18 protein-coding genes and 1 other RNA gene are annotated in these 25,311 nt (G+C 61.0%); 8 read left to right on the top strand and 11 right to left on the bottom strand.

Annotation, left to right across the window (positions count from 1 at the left end):
• Nucleotides 1-203: 203 nt before the first annotated feature.
• Nucleotides 204-563, bottom strand: a transfer-messenger RNA (tmRNA) gene (gene ssrA, locus BN1134_RS19180).
• Between the two features lie 104 nt (nt 564-667).
• Entirely contained in the window at nt 668-1,156 is a 489-nt protein-coding gene (gene smpB / locus BN1134_RS06685; protein ID WP_042046121.1) for an SsrA-binding protein SmpB, read from the bottom strand.
• A 160-nt stretch (nt 1,157-1,316) separates the two neighbouring features.
• Here smpB and BN1134_RS06680 point away from each other — a divergent pair, with 160 nt between their 5' ends.
• Both BN1134_RS06680 and BN1134_RS06675 read left to right on the top strand, forming a co-directional pair.
• Complete coding sequence (locus tag BN1134_RS06680) at nt 1,317-1,751, top strand: SRPBCC family protein (RefSeq protein ID WP_042046117.1); 435 nt, start codon at nt 1,317-1,319, stop codon at nt 1,749-1,751.
• Nucleotides 1,744-2,085, top strand: coding sequence for an RnfH family protein (locus BN1134_RS06675; RefSeq protein WP_084214734.1), 342 nt, complete (start codon nt 1,744-1,746; stop codon nt 2,083-2,085). The genes BN1134_RS06680 and BN1134_RS06675 overlap by 8 nt, the downstream gene beginning before the upstream one ends.
• A 175-nt stretch (nt 2,086-2,260) precedes the next feature.
• Here BN1134_RS06675 and BN1134_RS06670 read toward each other — a convergent pair whose 3' ends face one another.
• The 4 genes from BN1134_RS06670 to BN1134_RS19630 form a co-directional block, all read right to left on the bottom strand.
• Nucleotides 2,261-3,292: an OmpA family protein gene (locus BN1134_RS06670; RefSeq protein WP_042046115.1), complete on the bottom strand. Its 1,032-nt coding sequence runs from the start codon at nt 3,290-3,292 to the stop codon at nt 2,261-2,263.
• Between the two features lie 148 nt (nt 3,293-3,440).
• Nucleotides 3,441-4,439 carry a porin OmpA gene (locus BN1134_RS06665; protein WP_042046114.1) on the bottom strand — a complete coding sequence of 333 codons (999 nt, stop codon included), beginning with the start codon at nt 4,437-4,439 and terminating at the stop codon, nt 3,441-3,443.
• Between the two features lie 325 nt (nt 4,440-4,764).
• Nucleotides 4,765-5,787, bottom strand: a complete 1,023-nt coding sequence (gene ompA / locus BN1134_RS06660) for a porin OmpA (RefSeq protein ID WP_042046112.1) — start codon at nt 5,785-5,787, stop codon at nt 4,765-4,767.
• A 258-nt stretch (nt 5,788-6,045) separates the two neighbouring features.
• A complete protein-coding gene (locus BN1134_RS19630) occupies nt 6,046-6,600 on the bottom strand; it encodes a hypothetical protein (RefSeq protein ID WP_042046111.1) in 555 nt (184 codons plus the stop codon).
• Nucleotides 6,601-6,855: 255 nt separating this feature from the next.
• Between BN1134_RS19630 and BN1134_RS06650 the strand changes: the two genes are divergently transcribed.
• Entirely contained in the window at nt 6,856-7,125 is a 270-nt protein-coding gene (locus BN1134_RS06650; RefSeq protein WP_042046110.1) for a helix-turn-helix domain-containing protein, read from the top strand.
• 114 nt (nt 7,126-7,239) lie between these two features.
• Here the strand turns inward: BN1134_RS06650 and rssA are convergent, their stop codons facing one another.
• Both rssA and BN1134_RS06640 read right to left on the bottom strand, forming a co-directional pair.
• On the bottom strand, nt 7,240-8,106 hold the full coding sequence (gene rssA, locus BN1134_RS06645) for a patatin-like phospholipase RssA (protein WP_042046120.1): 867 nt from the start codon (nt 8,104-8,106) through the stop codon (nt 7,240-7,242).
• Between the two features lie 53 nt (nt 8,107-8,159).
• Nucleotides 8,160-9,653: a sensor domain-containing diguanylate cyclase gene (locus BN1134_RS06640; RefSeq protein ID WP_052449436.1), complete on the bottom strand. Its 1,494-nt coding sequence runs from the start codon at nt 9,651-9,653 to the stop codon at nt 8,160-8,162.
• Nucleotides 9,654-9,895: 242 nt separating this feature from the next.
• Between BN1134_RS06640 and BN1134_RS06635 the strand changes: the two genes are divergently transcribed.
• The 5 genes from BN1134_RS06635 to BN1134_RS06615 all read left to right on the top strand — a co-directional run bounded on the left by BN1134_RS06635 (nt 9,896) and on the right by BN1134_RS06615 (nt 21,716).
• Nucleotides 9,896-10,951, top strand: a complete 1,056-nt coding sequence (locus BN1134_RS06635; protein ID WP_042046108.1) for an efflux RND transporter periplasmic adaptor subunit — start codon at nt 9,896-9,898, stop codon at nt 10,949-10,951.
• Nucleotides 10,951-14,049, top strand: coding sequence for an efflux RND transporter permease subunit (locus BN1134_RS06630; RefSeq protein WP_042046107.1), 3,099 nt, complete (start codon nt 10,951-10,953; stop codon nt 14,047-14,049). Before BN1134_RS06635 ends, BN1134_RS06630 begins: the two co-directional genes overlap by 1 nt.
• Before the next feature lie 134 nt (nt 14,050-14,183).
• Nucleotides 14,184-16,592: a YgiQ family radical SAM protein gene (locus BN1134_RS06625; protein WP_042046119.1), complete on the top strand. Its 2,409-nt coding sequence runs from the start codon at nt 14,184-14,186 to the stop codon at nt 16,590-16,592.
• A 1,855-nt stretch (nt 16,593-18,447) separates the two neighbouring features.
• On the top strand, nt 18,448-20,163 hold the full coding sequence (locus BN1134_RS06620) for an NAD-dependent malic enzyme (protein ID WP_042046106.1): 1,716 nt from the start codon (nt 18,448-18,450) through the stop codon (nt 20,161-20,163).
• 314 nt (nt 20,164-20,477) lie between these two features.
• Nucleotides 20,478-21,716 carry a uracil-xanthine permease family protein gene (locus tag BN1134_RS06615; protein ID WP_042046105.1) on the top strand — a complete coding sequence of 413 codons (1,239 nt, stop codon included), beginning with the start codon at nt 20,478-20,480 and terminating at the stop codon, nt 21,714-21,716.
• A gap of 53 nt (nt 21,717-21,769) precedes the next feature.
• Here the strand turns inward: BN1134_RS06615 and BN1134_RS06610 are convergent, their stop codons facing one another.
• The 3 genes from BN1134_RS06610 to BN1134_RS06600 form a co-directional block, all read right to left on the bottom strand.
• Entirely contained in the window at nt 21,770-22,678 is a 909-nt protein-coding gene (locus BN1134_RS06610) for a hydrogen peroxide-inducible genes activator (RefSeq protein WP_042046118.1), read from the bottom strand.
• A gap of 136 nt (nt 22,679-22,814) precedes the next feature.
• Nucleotides 22,815-23,783 carry an alpha-L-glutamate ligase-like protein gene (locus tag BN1134_RS06605; protein WP_042046104.1) on the bottom strand — a complete coding sequence of 323 codons (969 nt, stop codon included), beginning with the start codon at nt 23,781-23,783 and terminating at the stop codon, nt 22,815-22,817.
• Between the two features lies 1 nt (nt 23,784).
• Nucleotides 23,785-25,311, bottom strand: coding sequence for an inactive transglutaminase family protein (locus BN1134_RS06600; protein WP_042046103.1), 1,527 nt, complete (start codon nt 25,309-25,311; stop codon nt 23,785-23,787).

Below are 25,311 nucleotides of genomic sequence, written 5' to 3'. Positions count from 1 at the left end.
TTTGCGCGCTGATCAACACTCATGGTGTTACCCCCTCCAGCAGTAACACCCAAAACGGTGTTACCAGAACCTTGTTACCGCACATGTTACTCTTTGAGCTGGCTCTAGGCGACTTCCTTGGACTATCTCGGACAACAAAAAACCCGCAAAGCCTTATGCTATGCGGGTTTCTGGTCTTTCTCGTTCCTACTCGGAACATTATTTGGTGGAGCTGGCGGGACTCGAACCCGCGTCCAAAATTCCTACATCCTCGGCACTACATGCTTAGTCACTCTTTACATTCGCCAACCCGCTGCGGAGAGACACGCCACGAATAGACTAGCTCGATTGGTTTTAACGCTTCCGCCCCGAGCAGGACTTCCACGCGATCCTGTGAAGGATGACCTTCCATTTCCCTAGGACACAGGCAAGCTAGGGGAGAAGGGCTCAACGCAGGTTATTAAGCTGCGAGTGCGTAGGTTTCGTCGTTTGCGACTATTTTTTTGCGGCTTTTTAGCGAGGCCAACCGCACCTCGGCATGCACCTTGGGTTTCGAGAATCCTGTCGAATCCAAAATCAGCCCCAAGTAGCAGCGATTGTACGCGCTTCGACGAGCCTCTGGCAAGGTACATAGACGAATTGACCGGCATTTGCCGGTCAATCGAAGAAAGTTTGTGCAGACAAGGGGTTAGCCCAGGCGCTTGTTCTTCATGATGCGCGCTTTCTCGCGGCCCCACTCCCGCTCCTTGGTGGCTTCGCGCTTGTCGTGATCCTTCTTGCCCTTCACCAGGCCGATCTCGACCTTGACCCAGGGGCCCTTCCAGTAGAGGGCGAGCGGCACGACGGTATAACCTTGACGCTCGATGAGGCCGGTCAGCCGATCCAGCTCGCGACGGCTCAGCAGCAGCTTGCGCAGACGGGTCGGATCACAGACGACATGGCTTGAGGCCATCTGCAATGGCAGGAAGGTGGCGCCGAACAGGTAGGCCTCGCCGCGCTGGAAGCTGATGTAGGCCTCACCGATATTGGCCTTGCCCGCCCGCAGGGATTTGACTTCCCACCCGAGCAGGGAGAGGCCGGCTTCAACCTTCTCTTCGATGAAGTATTCGTGGCGCGCCGTCCTGTTCAACGCAATGGTGTTGGAGCCGGCTTTGTTTTTACTGTTCTTTTTAGTCATAAAGGGCGATTCCGGCAGAGTAATAAAGGCCGCCATTATACGTCCCTGTCGGCGGCTGTAAAATGTGCGATGGGCCGAGTGAGCAATTGTTACACAGGGATGACGGTGATTTTGCGGCGCACGGTGGTAGAATCGCGGCGACAGGATTGAAGGAAGTGCCATGCCCCGTATAAACCGTAGTGCGCTGGTGATGTTCAGCGCCGAGCAGATGTTCAAGCTGGTTAACGATGTTCATGCTTACCCCCAGTTTCTGCCTGGCTGCGTTGGTAGCCGAGTGCATGAGCAGGGGGAGGATTATATGACCGCCTCGGTTGAGGTGGCCAAGGCGGGTATCGCCAAGACCTTTACCACTCGCAACGAGCTCGAACCCCACCATCGCATTAGCATGCAGTTGGTCGATGGCCCCTTTAGCAAGCTGATGGGCTGGTGGACCTTCACCCCCCTTGATGTGGATGCTTGTAAGGTGGAGTTTGAACTCGACTTCGAATTTACCAACCGCTTGGTCGAGCTGGCGTTCGGTCAGGTGTTCCGTGAGCTGGTGGGCGCCATGGTCAATGCCTTTACCCATCGCGCCAAGGAGGTCTACGGTGTCTGAATCCTTACACGTAGAGGTGGCTTATGCCCTGCCTGAGCGCCAGACGGTGCTCAAGCTCAAGGTGCGTCCCGGCACCACGGCCGAGCAGGCGATCCACTCCTCCGGCATCCTGGCACGCCATCCCGAGATTGATCTGGCGGTCAACAAGATTGGTATCTACAGCCGTCCGGTGAAGCTGACCGACGAGCTGCACGATGGCGATCGGGTCGAGATCTATCGTCCACTCATCGCCGATCCACGCGAGATGCGTAAAAAGCGTGCCGACAAGGCAAAAGAGGAGGGGCGCGCCAACCCGGTGACGGGGGCTCGTCTTAGTAAAGGCGGTGCGCTGTAAGGGGATGGAGTCAGAGAGGCTGCCCTAAACGCGTGGCTTGAACGTGGCGCCACCGCGTGCCATCGTCTCATACACTTCGTGTATCGTTTTGTCCCTGCCTCCCGGGGCGTTCATATGGTCGTGAGTCTTACCCCATCAAAGCCATCTGCCACGCAGATGGCTTTGCATCATATCGTCACATAGCCGCTTCGGCAGGCGCTTCGCTCTTGACGCCGCTGATGCGTACCTCGACCCGGCGATCCGGAGCCAGACAGGGGATGAGCTCAACCTTTGCCTTGATGCCATCGCATTGATTGCCAGTGACCGGGCTGCCCTCACCGCGACCGATGGCGCTTACCTTGTCGGCAGGAAGACCCTGACCGATGAGGTAGTCGGCGACGGTCTTGGCTCTGGCCTCGGAGAGGCGCTGGTTGTAGGCATCGGAGCCGATGCGGTCGGTATAGCCATAGACTTCGGCACTGCCATCCTTGGGCTGTTCGGCAGCTATCTGCTGATAGAGCGACTGTAGCGCCGCTTCACCCTCGGGTTTGAGGGTGGCCTTGTTGAAGTCAAACAGCACGTCGGAGCTCAGGTTGAAGGTCTTGTCGACCGGCTCGGGAGCCGGAGGCGGGGGGATCACGGCCGGAGTCGGTACCGGATCGGCCGCACGACTGCGGTTGGGGTGGATCACCAGCTCCAGGGTTGCCGTGCTGGCGTCGGTGACCCAACGCTCGGTGCCGCTGCCGATGTTCCCGTTGCTGGCATCGTCACCGACGCGCACCATATAGCGGTAACGGGCTTGCAGATCGACCCAGTCATGTACCCGCCAGGTGGCCCCCAGCCCGACGAGGGGAGCCAAGTCGGTGTCGCTGCCGTTGATGGTGTCCACCGTGTAGAGATAGGCCCCCCCCTCGGCGAACAGGGAGAAGGCATCACCGAGGGGGAGCCGGCCAATCCCGCTCAAGGTGGCCCCCTGGCTTTTGAAGTCCTCGTCATCGACCTGCCACTTGCCGGTGTTGAGGTAGCCCAACTCACCACCAAAATAGTCGTTGACGTTGTAGCCGACGAAGACGTTAAAAGCGGTCCCGTGTTTGTCGACGTCAGAGCCCAGATCCTTCAGGTCATGGGCGATGGACGCCCCGCCACCTGCGCCGACATACCAGTCGCCGGCCTGCGACGGCGCCGCCAGGGCCAAAGCAATCAATGCACCAATGGTTGTTGCTCTCATTACGCTTCCCTCTTTTGCCAGATCCTGTTGATAAGCATCACTTTAGTTATAGCTGTTATCCCCAGGAATACGGGATGGGATGGGGAAGGCGTGAGCTAGGAAACAAAAACGCCGCCTTGCGGCGGCGTTTTAATGTCAAAACATGGCGTCATTTGGTGACTTGTTGCGTCCCGGTAACCTGTACCTCAACGCGGCGATCCGGAGCCAAGCAGGCAATTTGCTTGGCGCGCGGGGTCACCTTGACACAGCTGTCGCCGGTCACAGGGTTAGCTTCACCCCGGCCTTCAATCGAAACCTTGGAGGCAGGCAAGCCCTTGCTCACCAGGAAGTCGGCCACGGTGCGGGCACGAGCCTCGGACAGACGCTGGTTGGCGGCGTCGGAGCCGATGAAGTCGGTATAACCGATCACCACGGCCTGGCCATCCGTCGGACGGGCATCCGAGATTTGCTGGTACAGGGTGTTGAGGGCGCTGGTGCCTTCCGGTTTCAGGGTGGATTTGCCAAAGGCAAACAGTACGTCGGAGCTCAGCGAGAAGTTCTTCTCAACGACGACCGGCTCGGGGGTCGGCTCCGGAGCAGGGGCCGGGGCGGGGGCCACGTAGCTGGTGCGGTTCGGGTGCAGCACCAGTTCGAGTGAGGCGATGCCGGTGTCTGTTTCCCAAGTGCGGTTGTCGTCGCCCACGTTCCACAGATAGCGATAGCGGGCTTGCAGATCGACCAGATCGGAGACCTTGGCGGTCAGACCCAGGCCAGCCAGCGGTGCGGTGCCGTTCTTGCTGTCATCGTTGCCTTTGGCGTGGTAGAAATAGGCACCCCCTTCAGCAAACACCGAGAAGATGCTGTTGAGCGGCAGGCGGCCGATACCGGAGAGGGTTGCACCCTGGGTCTTGAAGTCGACGCCGTCAACCCCACCCTTACCGGCATACTGGTAGCCAAGCTCGGCACCGAAGTTCTCATTGAAGTTGTAACCACCGAACAGACTGATGGCGGTGGCATCCTCATCGGCATCTTGGCCAAATTCGGACAGTTCACGGAAATCGGCCCAACCAGCACCGACACCGGTGTACCAGTCATTGGCCTGAGCAGAGGTTGCGCCGATCGCCGCCAGGGCGATGGCGATAAGGGAAGGGGCCACTTTCATTTTCATCGTTATTTCTCCTCGTTGTCGCACCTGCCGAATGGACAAGTGCCGCACTCTTGGTGTGCAGGCCTGGGAGCTGCCTGCTGGAGGCCATAAAGACTCGGCCAGTTTTGCATCATACCTCAGGGGGTAAGTCTGCCAGTGCCGGTCGGGCTGGCCGTCCCCCAATTTGGGGGGATGGTGCGCTCCGGCTCTGATTGGAGCACTGTACTATAAGGTGGAGAGTGAAAAATGATCAATGAGTGGCTTGGTCGGATATGACGGGGTGTGACACAAAAAAAAAACGGGGCGCAGAGCGCCCCGTTTTTTTCATTCACCGTAGTGAAGAAAATTACTGCTGAACTTCTTGTACGCCGGTGACGCGGATTTCTACGCGACGATCCGGAGCCAGGCAGGAAACCAGCTGAGCCTTAGCCTTGATACCGTCGCACTGGGTGCCGGTAACCGGGTTGGAGGCACCACGGCCTTCGATGGCAACCTTGGAAGCCGGCAGACCCTTACCAACCAGGAAGTCAGCAACGGTGCGAGCACGGGCTTCGGACAGGCGCTGGTTAGCAGCGTCAGAACCGATGCGGTCGGTGTAACCGATCACAACAGCCTTGCCATCTTTCGGGCTGGCAGCAACCAGATCCTGGTACAGGGCGTCCAGAGCCTGCTGACCTTCCGGCTTCAAGGAAGCCTTGCCGAAGGCGAACAGTACGTCGGAGCTCAGGTCGAAGGTCTTCTCAACAACCTGCGGAGCCGGAGCCGGCTCTTCAGCAACCGGAGCAGCAACCGGAGCTACGTAAGAGGTACGGAACGGATGGTATACGGCTTCCAGGGTACCGATGCTCTGGTTGGACTTGTAACGAGCACCGTTGTCGGCGTGCAGGTCAGCCACGTCCCACATGTAGCGGTAGCGAGCTTGCAGGTCCAGGGCGTCGTTGACACGGTAGGTCACACCGGCACCAGCCAGCGGGGAAACCTTGGTGTCCTTGGTAGCCAGACCGTCGGTGTGAGCCCAGTAGGCGCCAGCTTCAGCGAACAGGGAGAAGTCACCACCAACCGGCAGGCGAGCGATACCGGAGAGGGTACCACCTTGGTTTTCGTAACGGTCACCGTTGGAGTTACCACGACCGGCATACTGGTAGCCCAGTTCGGCACCCAGGTAGTCGTTGAAGTTGTAACCAGCGAAGGCGTTAGCAGCAGCGGCGTCTTCGGTACCGTGAGTCACGCCACGGACATTGTTCAGACCGTTGAAGTGAGCAGCACCGGCACCGGCACCGAAGTACCAGTCGTTGTCAGCAGCGTTGGCAGCGGTGGCGGACACAGCGGCCAGGGCGATGGCGATCAGGGAAGGAGCCATTTTCATCATTGTTCAATCCTCTTGGAGATAGCACGGATGCGAATCTCACATATTGATTCATGCAAGCTGCAGGCTCTGCCGAAAGGGCGGGAGACACTGGCCGGCATCCTTTTGTTATAGGGAATGCACAAAAACCAAATCCTGAGCATTCCATGTCATTTGGATGACGCTGCGCACTTTAGTCCTATCCGAGAACATGATCAAGTTCACATTCGCATCCGGTCAGCCAAAGAATGTCGCATCCATGTGACCCCGTTCATGCTGGGGTCAGTGATCCAAATAAGCGCGATAGAGCTTTCTTTCCAGCTTCATATAGGACTCAACCCAGGGGCTGCGAGGGGCATCGGCGCGATGACGGGCAGTGAAGATGGCTTGCAGATCCGCCTCACAGGCTGAGGCAAGCAAGGGGGTGAGCATGGCCTGATAGTGACGCGCCAGATAGGGGTCCAGAGACCAGATATTGAGGATGGCGCGAAGCACGGGGGCGATGGCCGCTGGGGCAATAAAGCGGCGGCAGCCACGTTCCAGCCAGGACTCCAGTTCGAGCAGGGCGCTTTCCGGGGCCCACCCCTCCATGGCGTCGTCGGATGGCGGAGTCGAACAGATATTCACCCGTTGGCTATCGGGATATATCCCCTCCTGTGTGACATAGATAGGCAGATCGGAGGGCATCTCTAGCAGAAGATGTTGCTGAGGCGCATCCAGTGCGTGATCGAGCAACAGGGCTTCGGCGCGGGTTTCGAGACACTGTTTCAGTTGAATATCGAACTCATTCAGGTCATTTACAGTATGTAAACGTGATAATACAGATGTGGATCGCATTTAATACTCCATTACCAAGGATTGTTGAGTGGTTGTCTCTTCTTGGTGAATTGTCAGAAACGCATGATTCCCGTGCGAGGCTGTTTACCTGAGTCGAGTGAGGCATTAACATGCGTCTGCTTCGAAGGGTTGTCGCTTATTTAAGCGTTTTAAGAGAAAGAGACTCGACCATAACGAGTCCGTAAGAACTGATACACTGACTATGAGTCGTCGCGAAAAACAAGCGGTTTACCGCACATGGAGTATGGAACCATCATGAGTCCTAACGTTGTTCCCGTAGGGAAAAAAATCCGCCAAATCCGCGAAGCGGTTGGTCTTAGCCGCCCTAAGTTTGCCGAACTGCTGGGTGTCCCGCCAACTACCTTGAAAAACTATGAACTGGGTTACCGAGAGGTGGGCGGAGCCTTCCTGGTTGCGCTGGCCCACCACGCTGAACTGCACCAGTTCACCCTGTGGTTGCTCTCCGATAAGAAGGCCCCCGAGATTGGCCAGATTGATCCGGAAGAGTATCTGGCCAAGGCTTAATGCCTCGCTGCCACTCAAAGATGCCGCCTTAGGGCGGCATCTTTTATTTGGGCGCTTTCTCGCCGTGCCTCTCACTTCGGATGGCGCGCCTGCGCCTCATGCCGACAAGACAACCTAGAGAATCCCGAGACGGGACAGCTCCTCTTCGAGTTGCGGGCGCTGCCGCTCGATGCAGGCCTCTCCTTCTTCGATGGCGTCGGCGGCGCGGTGGAAATCGAGAATGGAGAAGGCGCCGAGCCTGGGTGCAAGCTGGATCTCGGGAGGGTCACCCGCCATCCGGGCACGGGTGATCCGCTCCTGCATGATGTTGATGCTGCCGCTCATCACGCTCCACATGCCGGGAGTGGGCGCCTGCTCGCCACGGTTGAACCACTGGGTCAGCGGATTGAGTGAACGCCCTTCGTCCGGCTCGTCGGCCCACGGCTGATGGGTGTCGGCGTTGAGGTTGACCGCGATCACCACCTCGGCGCCCATGGCGCGGGCCAGCGAGATGGGGACCGGATTGACCACGGCGCCATCTACCAGCCAGCGCCCATCCAGTTGGGTGGGGGTGAGCAGGCCTGGCATACCGCATGAGGCGCGCACCGCCTGACGCAGGGCACCGCGTTTGAGCCAGATCTCGCGGCCTGTGTCGAGCTCGGAGGCAATGCAGGCAAACGGGATGGGGAGATCTTCGAGCTGCGACTGGGCCAATTGGCTGGCGGCGATGCCAAACACCTTGTCACCGCGAAACAGGCCGCCGGAGAAGGCAGGATCGAGTAGCCCGACCACCTGCAAGCGGGTAAAACCGCGTACCCACTCCTCGAGCTTGTCGAGTTCGCCGGCCGCATAGGCGGCGCCGACAAAGCTGCCGATGGAGCAGCCGGCCACCAGATCCGGCGTGATCCCCATCCGCTCCAATCCCCTGATGATTCCGATGTGGGCCCAACCACGTGCCGCGCCGCTACCCAGGGCCAGGCCGAGGCGAGGTTTTCTTGACACCATGGTCTCTCCTGCGAGTGAAAGCGCCAGCTTAACGTGCCCGCCGGGCGGCGTCATCCGCTGATGGCCGCCACGCTGCGGTTACGTCCCTGCGCCTTGGCCTGGTAGAGCGCGCTATCGGCCTGGCTGATGGCATGATCCAGCTCGTTGGGATGGGCCATGGGGCAATAGCCGAGGCTGACGGTGACCACCAGATCGGCGTGCAACTCCCGCCAGGGGTAGTTGGCAATCATCAGGCGCAGACGCTCGCAGATGATGTGCAGCTCGGCGGGATCCGCCGCTCTGCCTGCCGCATGGCGCGTCCCGGCCAGCAGCACCAGAAACTCCTCTCCTCCCCAGCGGATCAGGCGATCGTGGGGGCGCAGGGTCTGCATGCACAGCTCCACCAACTTCTTGAGTACTTCATCGCCGATGAGATGGCCGCAGCGATCGTTCACCTGCTTGAAGTGATCGCAATCGAACATGATCACCGCCGTGGGGGGGAGCTGGCGGCTCAACTCCCGTTGCAGTGAATAGCGGTTGAGTGCGCCGGTCAGCTGATCATGGTGGGAGATGTACTCCAGCCGATGGTTCAGGGAGCGGGCCCGCAGGCTCGAGATGGCAGCCCAGGCAAAAAAGAGCAGGGTAAGCAGCATGGTCTGGGATTGCTGCAACAGCGCCTTGGTCAGCGCCCAGGGGCCGATGCGATAGATCAGCGTGAGCGAGTTGTGAGGGAGGGGGTGGGTCAGTTGCAGCGCCCCCCGCTGCCATACATAGGTCATCGCCTCTGATGGCAGATAGGGCGAGGGCGATGGATTGACGATGGCGAGGGGAACGTTGTCCTGATTGAGCAGGGCCAGCTCCCCGGTCAGGTTGGGTTGTTGCAGCAGTTCCGTCAGGCGCGGGAGCAGCAGGTCGATGCTGAGCATGCCAAGGAGTTTCCCCTCTTTCATCACGGGGGCGGAGAGGGTCACCATCCGGCCCAGGCCGCCGAAGTCGTCGTAAGGGCGCGACAAGAGAATGGCTTCATTGGCGTTGGGGTGAGTGGTCACTGCCTGCCAGTAATCCTGCTGATAGATGGCCGGGTCGAAGCGCACATGCTCCGATGCCCGGCGCGGGTAGAGGTACATGAAGTTATCGCTGCTGGTGTAGTAGACCCACCCCACGTTGTTGGCCAGGTAGTCGCTGGCGGTGGCCAGCAGCGGAGAGAGGCTCAAGGCAAGATGAAACTGGGAGGCCCGCTCACTACCCGGTTTGGGCAAGGGGCCGTGGCCGGTCAGGGTGCCTGCGAGCAATGGAGGTAGCCCGTTGGGCAGGTGCGGGATGCGCAGCTGCTCTTCGTCGACACACTCCATCTGATCGAAGAGCTGTTTGGTCAATCCGGACTCAGGATTGCTGCGCAGTCGCTCCTCTGCCTGGCCGCGCATGGCCTCGAGAAAGGCGGTCACCTGTTGCAACTGGGTGGAGAGGCGCTCGGCGCTGGCATCGGCCACCTGATATTGGTGTGCTTTGAACTGCCGCAGATTGTGATGAAGCGTGATAATAAGGAACAGCGCCAGCACGATCACTAAAAGCCCCATTAAGGTGGATGATCGGTGCCAGCTTGGCGAGGGGGGCATGAACTCTCTCCCGTGAATAAAAACCGCATCTATATCATGGATTTTACGATGAATGAGGTGAATTTCGTCTGAATCTCCTTTTCTATTCAGGTTGTTACGTTTTGTTACATCATTACATAGTCGCGGCATAGTTTCTCTCTACAATAGCGACATCTCGCATCAGACCCGCTCCACGAGGCCCCTCTTTCATCATGAGACTGCGAATCTGGTTACCCCTGCTGGCGCTGCTCGCCACCGGATCTGTGCTCGTATGGCACCTTTATTCTCGTCCCACCGAGTCGGCCGGCCAGCCGGGCCGGCAGGTGCCGGTGCGCTCCACCCTGGTCGAAGCGACCCGTGCCGAGCCGCGGCTGCGCCTCTCCGGTACCCTGGAGGCCAACCATTCGGTGGTGATCTCCCCCGAGGTGACCGGGCGGATCTTAGCTATCCCGGTACAGGCCGGTCAGCAGGTGGCCGCTGGCGCCGTGCTGGTGCGGCTGGATGCGCAAAAGCAGCAGGCCGAGCGGGCCGAGCTGGCCGCCAGCCTGCGCGATGAGGAGCGCAAGCTGCGCGACATGCGCCGGCTGGTGAGCCGTGGGGCGGTGACCCAGTCCGAGCTGGAGGGGCAGGAGGCCAGCGTGGCCATGGCGCGGGCGCGTCTCGACGGGGCCGATTACGAGCTGTCGCTGCGCACCCTCACGGCGCCGTTTTCCGGCACGGTGAGCCTCATCGATCTCAGTCGCGGCGCCTTGGTCAGCAGCGGCGCCACCTTGCTGCATCTGGATGATCTTCAGACCCTGCGCCTCGATCTGGCGGTGCCCGAGCGCTATCTGGCCATGTTGCAGCGCGGCATGGCGGTCGACGCCAGCAGCAGCGCCTGGCCCGACGAGCAGTTCAAGGGGGAGGTGAGCGCCGTCGACTCACGCGTCTCCGAGGGCTCGCAAAACATCCGGGTGCGCATCCAGATAAGCAATCCCGACGCCCGCCTCAAGCCGGGCATGCTGCTCGAGGTGGCGCTGGCGCTGCCGGCTCGCGAGGTGACCCGCATCCCCTCTCAGGCGGTCGAATACGCCGGGGCCGAGCGCTTCGTCTATCGCCTCGAGGCCGACGGCAAGGTGCGCCGCATCCTGGTACAGCTCGGTGAGCTGCACGGTGAGACGGTCTGGATCCTGACCGGCCTCAGTGCCGGTGAGCGGGTCATTGTCGAGGGGCTGGTCAACCTGCGTGACGGCGTCAGCGTGCGCGATCTGGCGCAGGAGAAAAGCTGATGTGGCTCTCTGACGTATCGGTGCGCCGCCCCCTGGTGGCGCTGGTGATCAGTGCCCTGCTCACCGTCTTTGGTCTGGTGGCGTTTTCCAAGCTCACGGTGCGCGAGATGCCGGACGTGCAGACGCCGTCGGTCTCCATCACCACCACCTACGAGGGGGCCTCGCCCGCCGTGATGGAGAGCCAGGTGACCAAGCCCATCGAGGATCAGCTCTCGGGGATCAGCGGCATCAAAAACATCAACTCCATGACCCGCAAGGGGCGCTCGATGGTGACGGTCGAGTTTCGCCTCGGCTGGGATATGGTCGAGGGGGTGTCGGACGTGCGCGACGCCCTCTCGCGGGCCCGCGCTAGGCTGCCGGACGGGGTGGACGAGCCGCTCATCACCAAGGACAACGGCAATGGCGACGTCGCGATTTGGCTCAACTTCAGCAGCGATCGCATGGACAGAACTGCCCTGACCGATTACGCCAACCGGGTACTGATTGACCCCTTGAGCCTGGTCGACGGGGTGAGCGAGGTGATGCTGTCGGGCAACCTGGAGCGGGTGATGTATGTGCGCCTCAAGGCGGCCGAGATGGCGGCGCGCGGCCTCACCGTCGATGACGTCAAAGCGGCCCTGGCGCGCGAGAACGTCGAGTTGCCGGGCGGCGAGGTGCGTAACAACAGCATGACGGTGTCGGTGCAAATTGAGCGCCTCTACCACACCCCTGAAGATTTCCGGGCCTTGCAGATCACCCTCGGTAAGGATGGTCGCCCCATCTATCTGGGCGACATCGCCGACGTGAACGAGGGGGCTAAGAACGAAGACAGCGCCTACCAGCGCAACGGCAAGGAGAGCCTGGGGCTTGGCATCATCGCCCAGTCCACCGCCAACCCGCTGGCGGTGGCGCAGGGGATCGAGCAAAAACTCGCTCAGATGCAGCGCTTTTTGCCCGAGGGGGCCAAGCTCGAGGTCGATTACGACTCCACCGTCTTTATTGAGCAGGCGATCCTCGAGGTGTACGAGACGCTCGCCATCTGCGCCGTGCTGGTGGTGGCGGTGCTCTATCTGTTTCTCGGCCAGGGGCGCACCACCCTCATCCCCGCCATCACGGTGCCGGTGTCGCTCATCTCGGCCTTCATCGGTGCCTGGTACCTCGGCTTTTCCATCAACCTCATCACCCTGCTGGCGCTGATCCTGGCCATCGGCCTGGTGGTCGATGACGCCATCGTGGTGGTCGAGAACATCCACCACCACCTGATGCAGGGAAAACCGCCGCTGCTGGCGGCTTGGCACGGCACCCGCGAGGTGGGCTTTGCGGTGATCGCCACCACCGCCGTGCTCATCATGGTGTTTGTGCCTATCGCCTTTATGGATGGCATGGTGGGCCGGCTGTTCACCGAGTTTGCCATCCTGCTCTCGCTGGCGGTGCTCTGCTCGTCGCTGATCGCGCTCACCCTGACCCCGGCCATGGGCTCTTGGCTGATGCGCGCCAAGGACAGGCCCAACCGCCTCACCGGCCTGCTTGACCGCGCCCTGGTTCGTCTGGAGGAGGGCTATCGCCACCTGCTCGGTGCGAGCCTGCGGCGCCGGCGCTGGGCACCGCTGCTGCTGGTGTTGTGCTTAGCCGGCATGGCGCTGCTCTATGCTCGCTTGCCGACCAGCCTGACCCCGACTGAGGATCGCGGCGTGGTCTATGTCTTCGTCAAGGGGGCCGAGGGCACCAGCATAGAGCGGATGAAGCGCAACATGCAGCAGGTGGAGCAGGCGGTGATGCCGCTGCTGGGGCAGGGGGTGGTGCAGTCGGTGAGCTTCAGCACCCCAGCGTTTGGGCGCGGCGGCGATCAGACCGGTCTTGCCATCATCCAGCTGACCGACTGGGCCGAGCGGGAGCAGACCTCGACCGAATTTACCCGCACCCTCACCGCCCGCCTTGGCGACATTCCCGACGTGATGGTGCGCGCCTTCCAGCCGGGCTTTCGGCGCGGCTCTAACGCGGCGGTGCAGTTTGCCCTGCTCGGCGGCGACTATCAGGAGCTGTTCGCCCAGGCCCAGGCGCTGCAACAGGCGGCGGTGGCGAGCGGCCTGATGACGGCGCCCGATCTCGACTATGCCGAAAAGACCCCCGAGCTGCGGGTGTCGATCGATCGGGTGCGCGCCGGCCAGCTCGGCATCCCGGTCTCTCAGGTGGCCAGCAGCTTGCAGACCCTGCTCGGCGGCAGCTCGCGCACCACCTATGTGGATCGGGGCGAGGAGTACGACGTCTACCTGCGCGGCGATCAGCGCGACTTCAATGGCAGCAGCGATCTCAGCCGCATCTACCTCAAGGCGGCCAGCGGCGACATGGTGAGCCTGTCGACCCTGGTGACCCTGGAGCAGGTGGCGAGCCCGCAACGCCTCAATCACTACCAGCGCCAGAAGGCGGTCACCCTGACCGCCGACGTGGCCGCCGACCACACCCTCGGCGAGGCGCTCGACTTTCTCGATCGCTGGGCCGCCGAGCACCTGCCGGCCGGCATGACGGTCGATTACAACGGCGAGTCGAAGGAGTATCGCGACAACCAGGGGGAGATGGGCATGGTGTTCGGCTTGGCCCTGCTGGTGGTCTATCTGGTGCTGGTGGCCCAGTTCGAGAGCTTCATCGCCCCCGGCGTGGTGATGGTGACGGTGCCGCTTGGCATCTTCGGCGGCCTGCTCGGGCTCTGGCTCACCGGCCAGGAGATGAGCATCTATGGCCAGATCGGCATGATCATGCTCATCGGCATCGTGGCCAAAAACGGCATCCTCATCGTCGAGTTCATCAACCAGCTGCGCGAGCGCGGGGTGCCGTTTGAAGAGGCCATCGTGCGCGCCTCGGTGCGCCGCCTGCGGCCGATCCTGATGACCTCGCTCACCGCCATCATGGGGGCGGTGCCCCTGATGCTCTCCCTGGGCGCCGGCTACGAGAGCCGCATGGCGGTGGGCACTGTGGTGTTCTTCGGCCTGACCATCTCGACCCTGGTCACCCTGCTGCTGGTGCCGGCCATCTACGCCCTGGTGGCGCGCCATGCCGGGGTGGCCGGCGAGCGGGCCAAGGCGGTGGAGGCAGCGCTTGTTGCCGAGCGCGAGACGCCCTGACCAAAAGGGGGCCGAAAGGCCCCCGCTGGCGGGCGCGGGCGCAGTTCCCCTGCACTCTCTGGGGCTAAAAAGCCATCGCTCCTGCCGCCCCCAGCCGCTATAATGCGCGACCCGAAATGTCCCAGGTGGTCAACATGCAACCGGTTACCAACATCTTCTCCTATCCCCGCTACTGGGCCGAGTGCTACGGCACGGCGCCCTTCCTGCCCATGTCCCGCAAGGAGATGGACGCACTTGGCTGGGACAGCTGCGATGTGATCCTGGTGACCGGGGATGCCTACGTGGATCACCCGAGTTTTGGCATGGCGGTGATCGGCCGTATGCTCGAATCCCAGGGGTTTCGGGTCGGTATCATCGCCCAGCCCGACTGGTCATCGAAAGAGGACTTCATGCGCCTGGGCAAGCCCAACCTCTTCTACGGGGTGACGGCGGGCAACATGGACTCGATGATCAACCGCTACACCTCGGATAAGAAGCTGCGCCACGACGATGCCTACACCCCGGGCAACGTGGGCGGCAAGCGCCCCGATCGCGCCACCCTGGTCTATACCCAGCGCTGCAAGGAGGCCTACAAAGAGGTGCCTGTGGTGATAGGTGGCATCGAGGCCTCCTTGCGCCGCATCGCCCATTACGACTACTGGTCCGAGACCATCCGCCGCTCCATCTTGTTTGATGCCAAGGCCGACATCCTCATCTATGGCAACGCCGAGCGGCCGCTCATCGAGGTGGCCCACCGCATCGCCGCAGGCGAGAGCATCGAGGCCATGCAGGATATTCGCGGCACCGCCGTCATCCGCCGCGAGCCCCTGCCGGGCTGGCGCGGGGTGGACTCGAGCAAGCTCGACCAGATTGGCCGTATCGACCCCATCATGAACCCCTACATGGAGGGGGCGCCGTGCAGCGACGACGAGAGCAGCGCGCCAGCGGCCCAGGAGGCCCAGCCCGTGCTGGTGCAGCCGGCCAAGCCCAAGCCGTGGGAGAAGACCTACGTGAAGCTGCCGGCGTTCGAGCGGGTGAAAGAGGACAAGGTGCTCTATGCCCATGCGTCGCGCATCCTGCACCACGAGACCAACCCCGGCTGCGCCCGCGCCCTCTCTCAGGCCCACGGCGATCGCATCATCTGGGTCAACCCGCCCGCCTTCCCGCTCGAGACCGACGAGATGGACGGGGTGTTCGGCCTGCCCTATCAGCGGGTGCCGCACCCGGCCTATGGCAACGAGAAGATCCCGGCCTACGACATGATCAAGACCTCGGTCAACATCATGCGCGGCTGCTTTGGCGGCTGCTCCTTCTGCTCCATCACCGAGCACGAGGGGCGCATCATCCAGAGCCGCTCGCAGGAGTCGATCCTCAAAGAGATCGAAGAGATCCGCGACAAGGTGCCGGGCTTTACCGGGGTTATCTCGGATCTGGGCGGCCCCACCGCCAACATGTACCAGCTGCGCTGTAAGAATCCCAAGGCCGAGCAGACCTGCCGGCGCGCCTCCTGCGTCTGGCCGACCATCTGCCCGCACATGGACACCGACCACACCCCGACCATCAATCTCTATCGCAAGGCGCGCGACTTGAAGGGCATCAAGAAGATCCTGATCGCCTCCGGGGTGCGCTATGACCTGGCGGTGGAAGATCCGCGCTACGTCAAGGAGCTGGCCAAGTACCACGTGGGCGGCTACCTCAAGATCGCCCCGGAGCACACCGAAGAGGGGCCGCTCTCTAAGATGATGAAGCCGGGGATGGGCAGCTACTACAGCTTCAAGGAGCTGTTCGACAAGTACTCCAAAGAGGCGGGCAAGCAGCAGTACCTGATCCCCTACTTCATCTCCGCCCACCCGGGCACCACGGATGAAGACATGGTGAACATGGCGCTCTGGATTAAAGCAAACCGCTTCAAGCTCGATCAGGTGCAGAACTTCTACCCGTCGCCGCTCGCCAACGCCACCACCATGTATTACACCGAGAAAAACCCGCTCAACAAGGTGAGCCGCCAGGGCGGGGACGTGTTCGTGGTGAAAGGGGAGCGTCGCCGTCGCCTGCACAAGGCGCTGCTGCGCTACCACGATCCGGCCGGTTGGCCGATGATCCGCGAAGCCCTGCTGGAGATGGGCAAGGGCTACCTCATCGGCAATGGCCCCGAGTGTCTGGTGCCTCCGGAAGGCCGTGGCGAAGCCAAAGCCGAACGCAGCCGCAGCAAGGGCCTGAAACCGGCCCTGACCCGCCATAGCGACATCGCCCATCAACGCGGTAACGGCGCGGGCAACAAGAGTGCCGGCGGCCAGAGCAAGGGGCACGGTAACGCCCAGACCGGCAAGGGCCCGGCGGCGGGCAAAGCCGGTAAAGGTAACGGTAAGCCGGTGGGCAGCGAGCTGAAATTAGGGAAGGGCAACGGCAAACCGGCCGCCCAAGGGGCAGCTCAGGGCAAGCCCGCAGGGAAGGGGAAACCGGCCCACAAGGGCAAGGCATCCACCCGCGCCGGCACCGGCAAACCCACCGCCCAAGGCGGCAAGCCGGCGGCCAAAGGTGGAGCCAAGCGGCCAGTAAGGTGAGTTTGCTGATTAGAAAGCGATAGCAATAAAAAGGCGCCCGGATGGTCGCCTTTTTATTTCTTGGTACAATTCCTTCTATTTATTAAATTTAATGACAAGTATCCGTACCAGACATATAGAGACCATTACATCAACAATTAGAATAATGGCATGCATATATAATGAGGCTTCTTCTATCCCCAGTCGGACTATTGATGGATAGGAAACACAAAAAATGAAAAGCCAAAAAATGAGAGAAATCATAGATGAACGTTTTTCATTAATCGCGTTTTTAACATCAGGCCATATGAAGAGTCCATATATAGATGAAAGTGCCAGCAGTACGGTAATGAGGCATAAATAGTATATGATTTGAGGTAGCCAATAAGCTACAAACACTGACGCACCAATCTCATGCTGGGATACAAAAAACAACCTATAAATACACTCAAAAAGAACATTAATAATAAGCAGCAGCGCACCGTGACAAATTTTTGCTGGCTTGTAATACCTTGCCCTATACTTAGCTCTTGATTTTTTAATAAAGAATATAAATAACAATGTAACAATGCCGAGGGTAAGATACATTTCAATTTCGTAGGTACTATTGTAATATGATATCATACATGTCCATTATGAATGGTTAATCACCCTATCTCACCTAGTGAGTGAGTTTAATCTGTGAGTTTTCGCTATCTCTGTAAATCTAGCGATTAGATTCACCTCGGGTTCATAGTCTAAAGCCCTGTTGGCGTCATCTAAAATCAGCACTTTTATTATCTCGCATGTTGGATTTCGTAAGCGCATCGCCAACCTACATGGTTAATTAGGACTGTAGGTTGTGGCTGAACGAGGTGAAGCCCAACGTGTACCAATAAATGCGTTTATCGTTGCCACGTCGCACCGTGATATTGACGCGCCTCCTTGCCGATTTGTCACGTCAGATCCCTAGCCACGGCCCAATCGCTCCTTATCCATACTCGTCGGGTATAAAGATGGGGGGAGGAGTAAGGCCAATCGACCGGCGCAGCGCAATAGCCGTGTTTGACCGGGTTGGAATGGATGTAATTAACGTGGGCCTGTCAATTCCTCTCAGCTCGGATCAGATGCTCCCAATAGCGGCGCTGCCAGATGCCGCGTTCCCGCTTTTTGCGCCAGCTCTCTCTTATCCGCGCTGTCTTGGACAGGGCGCGGGAGAAACTGGCTTTTATCAAGGCGCCAACGGATGGCGCGGCTTAACATGGCGCAGAGCGATATGGCGGATCAGGAGATCTTGCTGGCGGTTGGCAGATTGACGGTGAAGAACCAACAAGCTCCGCTGGCTTGGGCGCGGCGATAGCGCATCGATCTCTTTGTCCTTGGGCGAACCGCTGGGTATCCCGTTCTCGCCCATGTTGGGGCCACGCTGGGGGGGCCACATCCTTTGGTGCCACCGGGAAGTCCCACGCTACCGCCCGTGGATCTAGCTTCCAACGCGCTCCATTAAACGGCATGGGGGGAACCCATCGCGGCCCAATGGAGTTCGGGGTAGGATGGTAAACAAATGAGCCCTGCTGGGCGAGTGGCGTCAATGAGCAAGTCATCAAAAAAGTACCGTTTTTTGAGCCGGATCACCAATACCGCGCCATGGCCGGCGGCCATTTTTCATCGAAAGGGGCGTGGCGGTGATGGCTCATGGGGGGCCACTTGGGCGGCGGCTTTCCCGGCTCGGGTCGGCGAGACCCCGCGCGGCGACAGGGGGCGGCGCGTCGGGGAGCAGGGCGGGGAGTTTATGCCCCGGCTCACAGAACCGGGCAGTTAAACGTCATATGATTGATTTTATTATTAGTCTTGTGCTTTCGGCCGCAGGCCTTTCACCCTCAATAAGAGAACGACTATGGCAACTGGACAATATCTGCTCTGGAAAGATGCAGAGGGCAATGAATTTCGTCCCGTCTCCCTGACCGGAACCGATCTTCTGAACAACCGCTATCTCAACAAGGGCACCGCCTTCACCGAGCAGGAGCGGGCCGACTTCGAGCTGGAAGGCCTGCTGCCGCCCCAGGAGCAGACCTTCGAGGCCCAGCTCGAGCGGGTCTACGAGGGGTTCAAAAGCGCCTGTAGCGACATCGAGAAGTACCAGAACCTGCGCGCCTTGCAAGACAGAAACGAGACCCTCTTCTACGCCCTGTTGTCGCGCCATGTGGAGGAGATGACCCCCTATATCTACACCCCGACCGTGGGCAAGGCGTGCCAGGAGTTCAGCCACCGCTTCCAAAAGCCGCGCGGCCTCTACATCACCCCCGACAATGTCGATGACATGGGCAGTCAGGCACGCCACTTCGATGCCAAGTCCATTCGCATCATCGTCGTCACCGACAGCCAGGGGATCCTCGGCATCGGCGACCAGGGGGTGGGCGGCATGGGTATTCCCATCGGTAAGCTGGCCCTCTACACCCTGGCGGCCGGCATTCACCCCGCCTGCTGCCTGCCGATTGCCCTCGATGTGGGCACCGACAACCAGAAGCTGCTCGATGATCCCATGTACTTGGGCCGCACCCACAAGCGGATGCGCGGCAAGGAGTATGAGCTGTTCATCGAGAAGTTCGTGCAGGGGGTCAAGCGCCACTTCCCCAACGCCGTGTTGCAGTGGGAAGACTTCAGTAAATCCAACGCCTTCAACAACCTGGCCCGTTACCAGCAGGAGCTGCCGTCGTTTAACGATGACATCCAGGGCACCGGCGCCGTGGTGCTGGCCGGCATCATCGGTGCGGTCAGGGCCAAGGGCGAGACCCTGAGTCAGCAAAATTATCTGGTCTATGGCGCCGGTGCCGGTGGGGTGGGGGTGGCCGATCAGATCTGCGCCGGCCTTATCTATGAAGGGCTCGAGCCGCAGGCGGCGCGCGATCGCATCTATATCCTCGACACCCAGGGGCTGGTGTGCGACTGCCGCGAGGGGCTCGACGAGTACAAGCGCCGGTACGCCAAGCCGTGCGCCCTGCTCGAGCAGTGGCAGACCGAGGTGCCGGGTAAGGCCAACCTCACCGAGGTGTTGCGTCACGTGCCGATCACCGTGCTGCTCGGCACCAGCGGCGCCGGCGGCGCCTTCCAGGAGCAGCACATTCAGTTGATGCTCGAGCACAGCGATCGCCCCATGGTGTTCCCGCTCTCCAACCCCACCGCCAACTGCGAGGCGCTGCCCGAGGATATCTATCGCTGGAGCCAGGGGCGGGCCATCGTCGCCACCGGCAGCCCGTTCCCGCCGGTGGAGTATGAAGGGCGCCGCATTCGCATCGGCCAAGGTAACAACGTCTTCATCTTCCCCGGTGTGGGGCTGGCGGCCATCGTCGGTCAGGTGCGCGAAATCACCCCTGACATGTTCACCACGGCGGCCTTTGCGCTGGCCGAGTGTGTCGGCATCAAGGACATGGAGCAGGGCTCGGTCTACCCGCCCATTGGCGATCTGCGCCGCATCTCGGTGCAGGTGGCGACCGCCGTGCTCAAGGAGATAGTGCGCCGCAACCCGACCCATCCGCTGATCGGCCAGGATCTCGAGCAGCACCTGCTGAGCCACATGTGGGAGCCGGTCTATCTGCCCTATCGCAGGGTTTAGGTTCACATCATGAAAAAGGCTGCCCACGGGCAGCCTTTTTGTTAGGTTCCGAGCGGAATCCGCGGGTGGTTTCGTCAGCATGACGGCACTCAGACACGATGGAAAGCGATTGCCAGCCCGAATTTAAGTGCGTAAAATCGCGTTCTCGATGCTTGCAGCAGCGAATACCCTCCAAAATAGCGGTTTCATGCCCCCTCACAAGCAGGATAAGGTCAACTCTTCACCAGGTATGGGGCGAGTTGGTCAGGAAAGAATCCTGAGTCGGTAGAAAAGGTAAATTTCCAGACCTATCGACGAAAACGCTAAGGATAACCATGTTTTCCTCCATCAAACAGAGCGTCGCCGGGCTCCAGATCCTGTTCGTGGCCTTCGGCGCCATGGTGCTGGTACCCCTGCTGACCGGGCTCAACCCCTCCATGGCTCTGCTCGGCGCCGGTGTCGGCACCCTGCTGTTCCAGCTCTGCACCCGTCGCCAGGTACCGATCTTCCTCGGCTCCAGCTTCGCCTTCATCGCGCCCATCATCTATGCCACCCAGACCTGGGGCCTGCCGTCGACCATGTTCGGTCTGTTTGCCGCCGGTTTCATGTACTTCATCCTGGCCGGCATCATCCGGGTGCGTGGCATGGGGCTGGTCAACCGCTTGCTGCCGCCGGTGGTCATCGGCCCTGTCATCATGGTGATCGGCCTCTCGGTGGCCCAGGTGGCCTGCAACATGGCCATGGGCCGCGCCGGGGGGCAGCAGGTGATTCCGCTCTCCACCGCCCTGACTCTGGCCGGCATCTCGCTCACCGTGACCCTGATCGCCGCCGTCTTCTGCCGCGGCTGGATCAAGCTCATCCCGATCTTGAGCGGTGTGGTGGTCGGCTATGTGGTGGCCGTATTCATGGGTGAGGTGAGCTTTGACGGCATGGTCAATGCCCCTTGGCTCGCCATGCCCCACTTCGTGACCCCCGAGATCAACTGGGCTGCCGCTCTGTTCATGTTGCCGGTGGCGATCGCCCCTTGCATCGAGCACATCGGCGGCGTGATGGCCATCGGTGGCGTGACCGGCAAGGACTACACCAAGGAGCCGGGCCTGCACCGCACCCTGGCCGGTGACGGCTTCGGCGTCTGCTTTGCCGGCCTCATCGGTGGCCCCCCTGTCACTACCTATGCGGAAGTGACCGGTGCCGTGATGATCACCCGCAACTTCAACCCGGTCACCATGACCTGGGCGGCGGTGTTCGCCATCATCCTGGCCTTCTTCGGCAAGTTCAACGCCCTGCTCACCTCGATCCCGATGCCGGTGATGGGCGGCATCATGCTGCTGCTGTTCGGCTCCATCGCCGCCATCGGCCTCAAGACCCTGATCGAGGCCAAGGTGGATCTCGGCCTGGCCCGCAACATCGCTATCGTCGCCATCACCCTGACCGTCGGCATCGGTGCGCTGGAGCTGAAAATCGGTGACTTCGCCCTGGCCGGCGTGGGCTTTGCTTCCATCGTGGCCATCGTGCTCAACCTGATCCTGCCGCAGCACTCGGAAGAGGGCGAGATCGCCTCCGCCCGCGACTGAAAGCCCTGAATGCAAAAAGCCACCCTAGGGTGGCTTTTTTTATGCGTCTTATCTTAATCCCGCTTGCAGACCAGCGGGCTGATGAGCTCGGCCAGTTTGTAGAAGGTCTGCACCCGGGTGGTGCTCGGGCGCCACACTAGGCCTATCTCGCGGGAGGCCTGCTCCCCCGGCGGCTGCACCGCCACCAGATCGGTGTTGCTGAGGATGCCGGCGTCGATGGCCATCTGCGGCAGGAAGGTGGTGCCAAGGCCGGCCCCCACCATCTCCACCAGGGTGTGCAGGCTGGTGGCGGCAAACGGGTTGATCTTGTCCTTCTCACGCAGTTGGCAGGCGCTCACCGCATGATCGGTGAGGCAGTGCTCCCGCTCGAGCAGGAAGATGCTCTGATCGGGCAGCTCCTTGTACTCAAACGGGGTGTGCAGGGTGGCCGCCATCTCTTTGCGCATCACCATCTTGAACGGATCGCTGCCGACCTTCTTGCAGTGAAAGCCGCCGACGTCGATGGGCAGCGCCAGGATCAGCAGATCCAGCTCCCCCTGCTCGAGCTGCTTGAGCAGGTTGGCGGTGGTGTCTTCGCGCAGCAGCAGCTCCAGCTCGGGGTAGCTCTGGCTGCACGCCTTGACCAGCCGGCTCAGCAGGAAGGGGGCGATGGTTGGGATGCAGCCGAGACGGATGATGCCCTGCATCACGCCGCCCTGGTTCTGGCCCAGCTCCATCATGTCGCGGGCATCGGAGAGCAGGTTGCGCGCCCGCTCGACCATCTCGATGCCGATGGGGGTCATGATGAAGCTCTTGTGATCGCGCTCGACCAGTTGCAGGTTGAGCATCTCCTCGAGATTCTGGATCCCGGTGCTCAAGGTCGACTGGCTGACGTGGCACGCCTTGGCGGCGCGGTTGAAATTCTTGTGTTCGTCCAGAGCGACGAGATAGTGCAGTTGCTTCAGGCTGGGCCAACGTTGCATAGAGAAACCGATAGAGTCCATGGCGAATGTCTTGCGGCTTACTCTATCACCGGGATTGGGGGATTGTCCCGACCGGTGGGGGGGAGGGGGGAACAAATGCAGCGAGGGCGCCTAGTGGCGCCCTCGTATCACGACGTTACTCGTCGTCAAAGACACCGAAGTGCTCTTTGGCGAAGGCGATGCGTTGGGGCACCGTCATCTTGGTGTTGCCGAGCTTTTCGACCGCCTTGAGGTTGGGCACCAGGCCGCGACCGTTGGCGATCTGGATCGCCAGCCCCGGCCGGGCGTTGAGCTCGAGCAGCATGGGGCCACGCTGCTTGTCGAGCACCATGTCGGTGCCGATGTAGCCGAGCCCCGACATCTCGTAGCAGGAGGCTGCCAGCGTCAGCAGGGTATCCCAGTGGGGTACCTTGAGCTCGAACAGGTCGAGTCCGGTATCCGGGTGGTGGCGGATCGGCTGGTTGAACTGCACTGCGCGCAGCGCCCGACCCGTGCGCAGGCACAGGCCGACGCCGACCGCCCCCTGGTGCAGGTTGGCCTTGCCATCCGAGGCGGCGGTCGACAGCCGCATCATGGCCATCACAGGGAAGCCCTTGAAGATGATGACCCGGGTGTCGGGCACCCCCTCGAAGGAGTAGCCATCGAACACGTCATCGAAGTTGATGAGGTTCTCAACCAGCACCTTGTCGGGCTTGCCGCCGAGCGAATAGAGGCCGGCCAGGATGTTGGAGACGTGGCGCTCCAGATCCTGAGCGGTGGCGGCGCTGCCGTTGGGCTTGTAGTAGAGCCCGTCCTCGTGGCGCAGGATCACCAAGATCCCCTTGCCGCCCGAGCCGCGCGCCGGCTTGATACAAAAGCCCGGCCACGCCTCGACCATCTGGGCAATCTGGCTCACCGCGTGCTGCTCGGTGATGGTGCCGATGAGATCCGGCACCGTCACCCCCGCATCGAGGGAGATCCGCTTGGTCTTGAGCTTGTCATCCACCAAGGGGTAGAGACTGCGCGGGTTGTAGCGGCTGATGTAGGAGTGGTTGCGCTTGTTCATGCCGAGAATGCCGCATTCTGACAGCTTCCACGGCCAGGTGTACTTTTCCCAGGGCCACATGTTAGCGCTTGTCCTTGTCGGCGTTCATCTCGTCCACCAGCGGCTTGAAGCGTTTGAGTTCGCTCAGCTTGTAGCCGGTGTAGTTACCCAGCAGCAGCACGGTCGCCATCAGCACCAGTTGCAGGCCGAGGAAGTTGAAGGTCAGGTGACGGATCAGCTCGTTATCCATGGCCAGATAGGCGATGACCGCCACCAGCAGCGAGCCGCCCCCCTGCTTGACCACTTCCTTCGGACCCTCTTCTTCCCACAGGATCGACATCCGCTCAATGGTCCAAGAGAGGATGATCATCGGGAAGAAGGTGATCTTCATGCCGTTGGTCAGGCCGAGCTTGAAGGCCAGCGCCGAGAAGATACCGATCATCGAGATCACCATGATGATGACCGCCGATATTCGCGCCACCAGCAGCAAGTTGAGCCGCGATAGGTAGGAGCGGATGATAAGACCGGTGCCGACGATGAGCAGGAAGCCCACCAGACCGGTGATCAGCTGGGTCTGGATGAAGGCCACCGCGATCAGCACCGGCATGAAGGTGCCGGAGGTCTTGATCCCCACGATGACGCGCAGGAACACCACCATCAGCACGCCGATGGGGATCAGCAGCAGCCCCTTGAACAGGGTCTGCTCTTCAAGGGGCAGGCTGTGGATGGAGAAGTTGAGCCACTCGGAGGATTCGTACTTCTTGGCCAGCGCGACCCCAACCGGTTGCTCCTGCTCGATCATCGAGAAGGTGACGCGGGAGTTGTGACCGCCGGTCACGTCCAGCAGCGAGCCCGAGTTGTACTCCCACAGCAGCAGGTTGGCCGGTTGGCCCTGCTCACCGCTCTTGGGATTAAACAGCTGGTACTCCTTGCCCCTGAACACTTGCAGGTAGTCGACCAGCTCCTGGCGGCGGCGGCCATCCTCGAGTTGCAGCGCATGCACCACACGGGCGGGCACATCGGCGTTATTGAGCAGCTGGGCAATCAGGTTGGCGCGGCGCTTGTGGTTTTTCAGCAGCTCGGCGTTCTGGTTCTGATTGTCCATCTCCTTGATGATTTCGCGGGTCAGGGTATAAGGGTCAGCCGAGCGCTCTTGGGCGCGCTCGAGAATCTGGGCCATGGCGGTGGCATACGGCTCGCTCTCGATCTCTTTCTCAATCGCCGGCGGCTGCGGCAACAAGGCGGGCTTGGCGTAGGCGTCCGCCATCATGTCGACGCGATAGTAGAGCTCCTGGCGGCCGGCGGCGGTCCGGATGGACCACTCGGCGCGGGCATCGCCCCCCTTCTCGACAAACGAAAGACCGTAGCCGGGGCTGGCGGCATTCTCGTTCATCAGGGTGAAGCCCTCCTGGGTACCGGGAATGGCCAACGAGGCGATGACCGGCTCGCCGGTGGCGTCAAACTCCAGTTTGGCTTCGATAGACCAGATCTGGCGCTTCTCACCCGGAGTGAGCGGGACGTCCAGAGCGACGTGGTGATAGATAGTCATGCCAAGGCCGACCAGATAGAGCAGGGCGACCAGCAGGTAGAAGGGCTTGCGCGAAACCAT

Source organism: Aeromonas simiae, from assembly GCF_000820125.1.
GTDB lineage: Bacteria > Pseudomonadota > Gammaproteobacteria > Enterobacterales > Aeromonadaceae > Aeromonas > Aeromonas simiae.
This window is presented reverse-complemented; position numbering and strand designations above follow the sequence as displayed.

Excerpts from the sequence above, each read along its gene's own strand:
- smpB (WP_042046121.1), bottom strand. The coding sequence starts at position 1,156 with ATGACTAAAAAGAACAGTAAAAACAAAGCCGGCTCCAACACCATTGCG.
- BN1134_RS06680 (WP_042046117.1), top strand. The coding sequence starts at position 1,317 with ATGCCCCGTATAAACCGTAGTGCGCTGGTGATGTTCAGCGCCGAGCAG.
- BN1134_RS06670 (WP_042046115.1), bottom strand. The coding sequence starts at position 3,292 with ATGAGAGCAACAACCATTGGTGCATTGATTGCTTTGGCCCTGGCGGCG.
- BN1134_RS06665 (WP_042046114.1), bottom strand. The coding sequence starts at position 4,439 with ATGAAAATGAAAGTGGCCCCTTCCCTTATCGCCATCGCCCTGGCGGCG.
- ompA (WP_042046112.1), bottom strand. The coding sequence starts at position 5,787 with ATGATGAAAATGGCTCCTTCCCTGATCGCCATCGCCCTGGCCGCTGTG.
- BN1134_RS19630 (WP_042046111.1), bottom strand. The coding sequence starts at position 6,600 with ATGCGATCCACATCTGTATTATCACGTTTACATACTGTAAATGACCTG.
- BN1134_RS06650 (WP_042046110.1), top strand. The coding sequence starts at position 6,856 with ATGAGTCCTAACGTTGTTCCCGTAGGGAAAAAAATCCGCCAAATCCGC.
- BN1134_RS06635 (WP_042046108.1), top strand. The coding sequence starts at position 9,896 with ATGAGACTGCGAATCTGGTTACCCCTGCTGGCGCTGCTCGCCACCGGA.
- BN1134_RS06630 (WP_042046107.1), top strand. The coding sequence starts at position 10,951 with ATGTGGCTCTCTGACGTATCGGTGCGCCGCCCCCTGGTGGCGCTGGTG.
- BN1134_RS06625 (WP_042046119.1), top strand. The coding sequence starts at position 14,184 with ATGCAACCGGTTACCAACATCTTCTCCTATCCCCGCTACTGGGCCGAG.
- BN1134_RS06620 (WP_042046106.1), top strand. The coding sequence starts at position 18,448 with ATGGCAACTGGACAATATCTGCTCTGGAAAGATGCAGAGGGCAATGAA.
- BN1134_RS06615 (WP_042046105.1), top strand. The coding sequence starts at position 20,478 with ATGTTTTCCTCCATCAAACAGAGCGTCGCCGGGCTCCAGATCCTGTTC.
- BN1134_RS06610 (WP_042046118.1), bottom strand. The coding sequence starts at position 22,678 with ATGCAACGTTGGCCCAGCCTGAAGCAACTGCACTATCTCGTCGCTCTG.
- BN1134_RS06605 (WP_042046104.1), bottom strand. The coding sequence starts at position 23,783 with ATGTGGCCCTGGGAAAAGTACACCTGGCCGTGGAAGCTGTCAGAATGC.
- BN1134_RS06600 (WP_042046103.1), bottom strand. The coding sequence starts at position 25,311 with ATGGTTTCGCGCAAGCCCTTCTACCTGCTGGTCGCCCTGCTCTATCTG.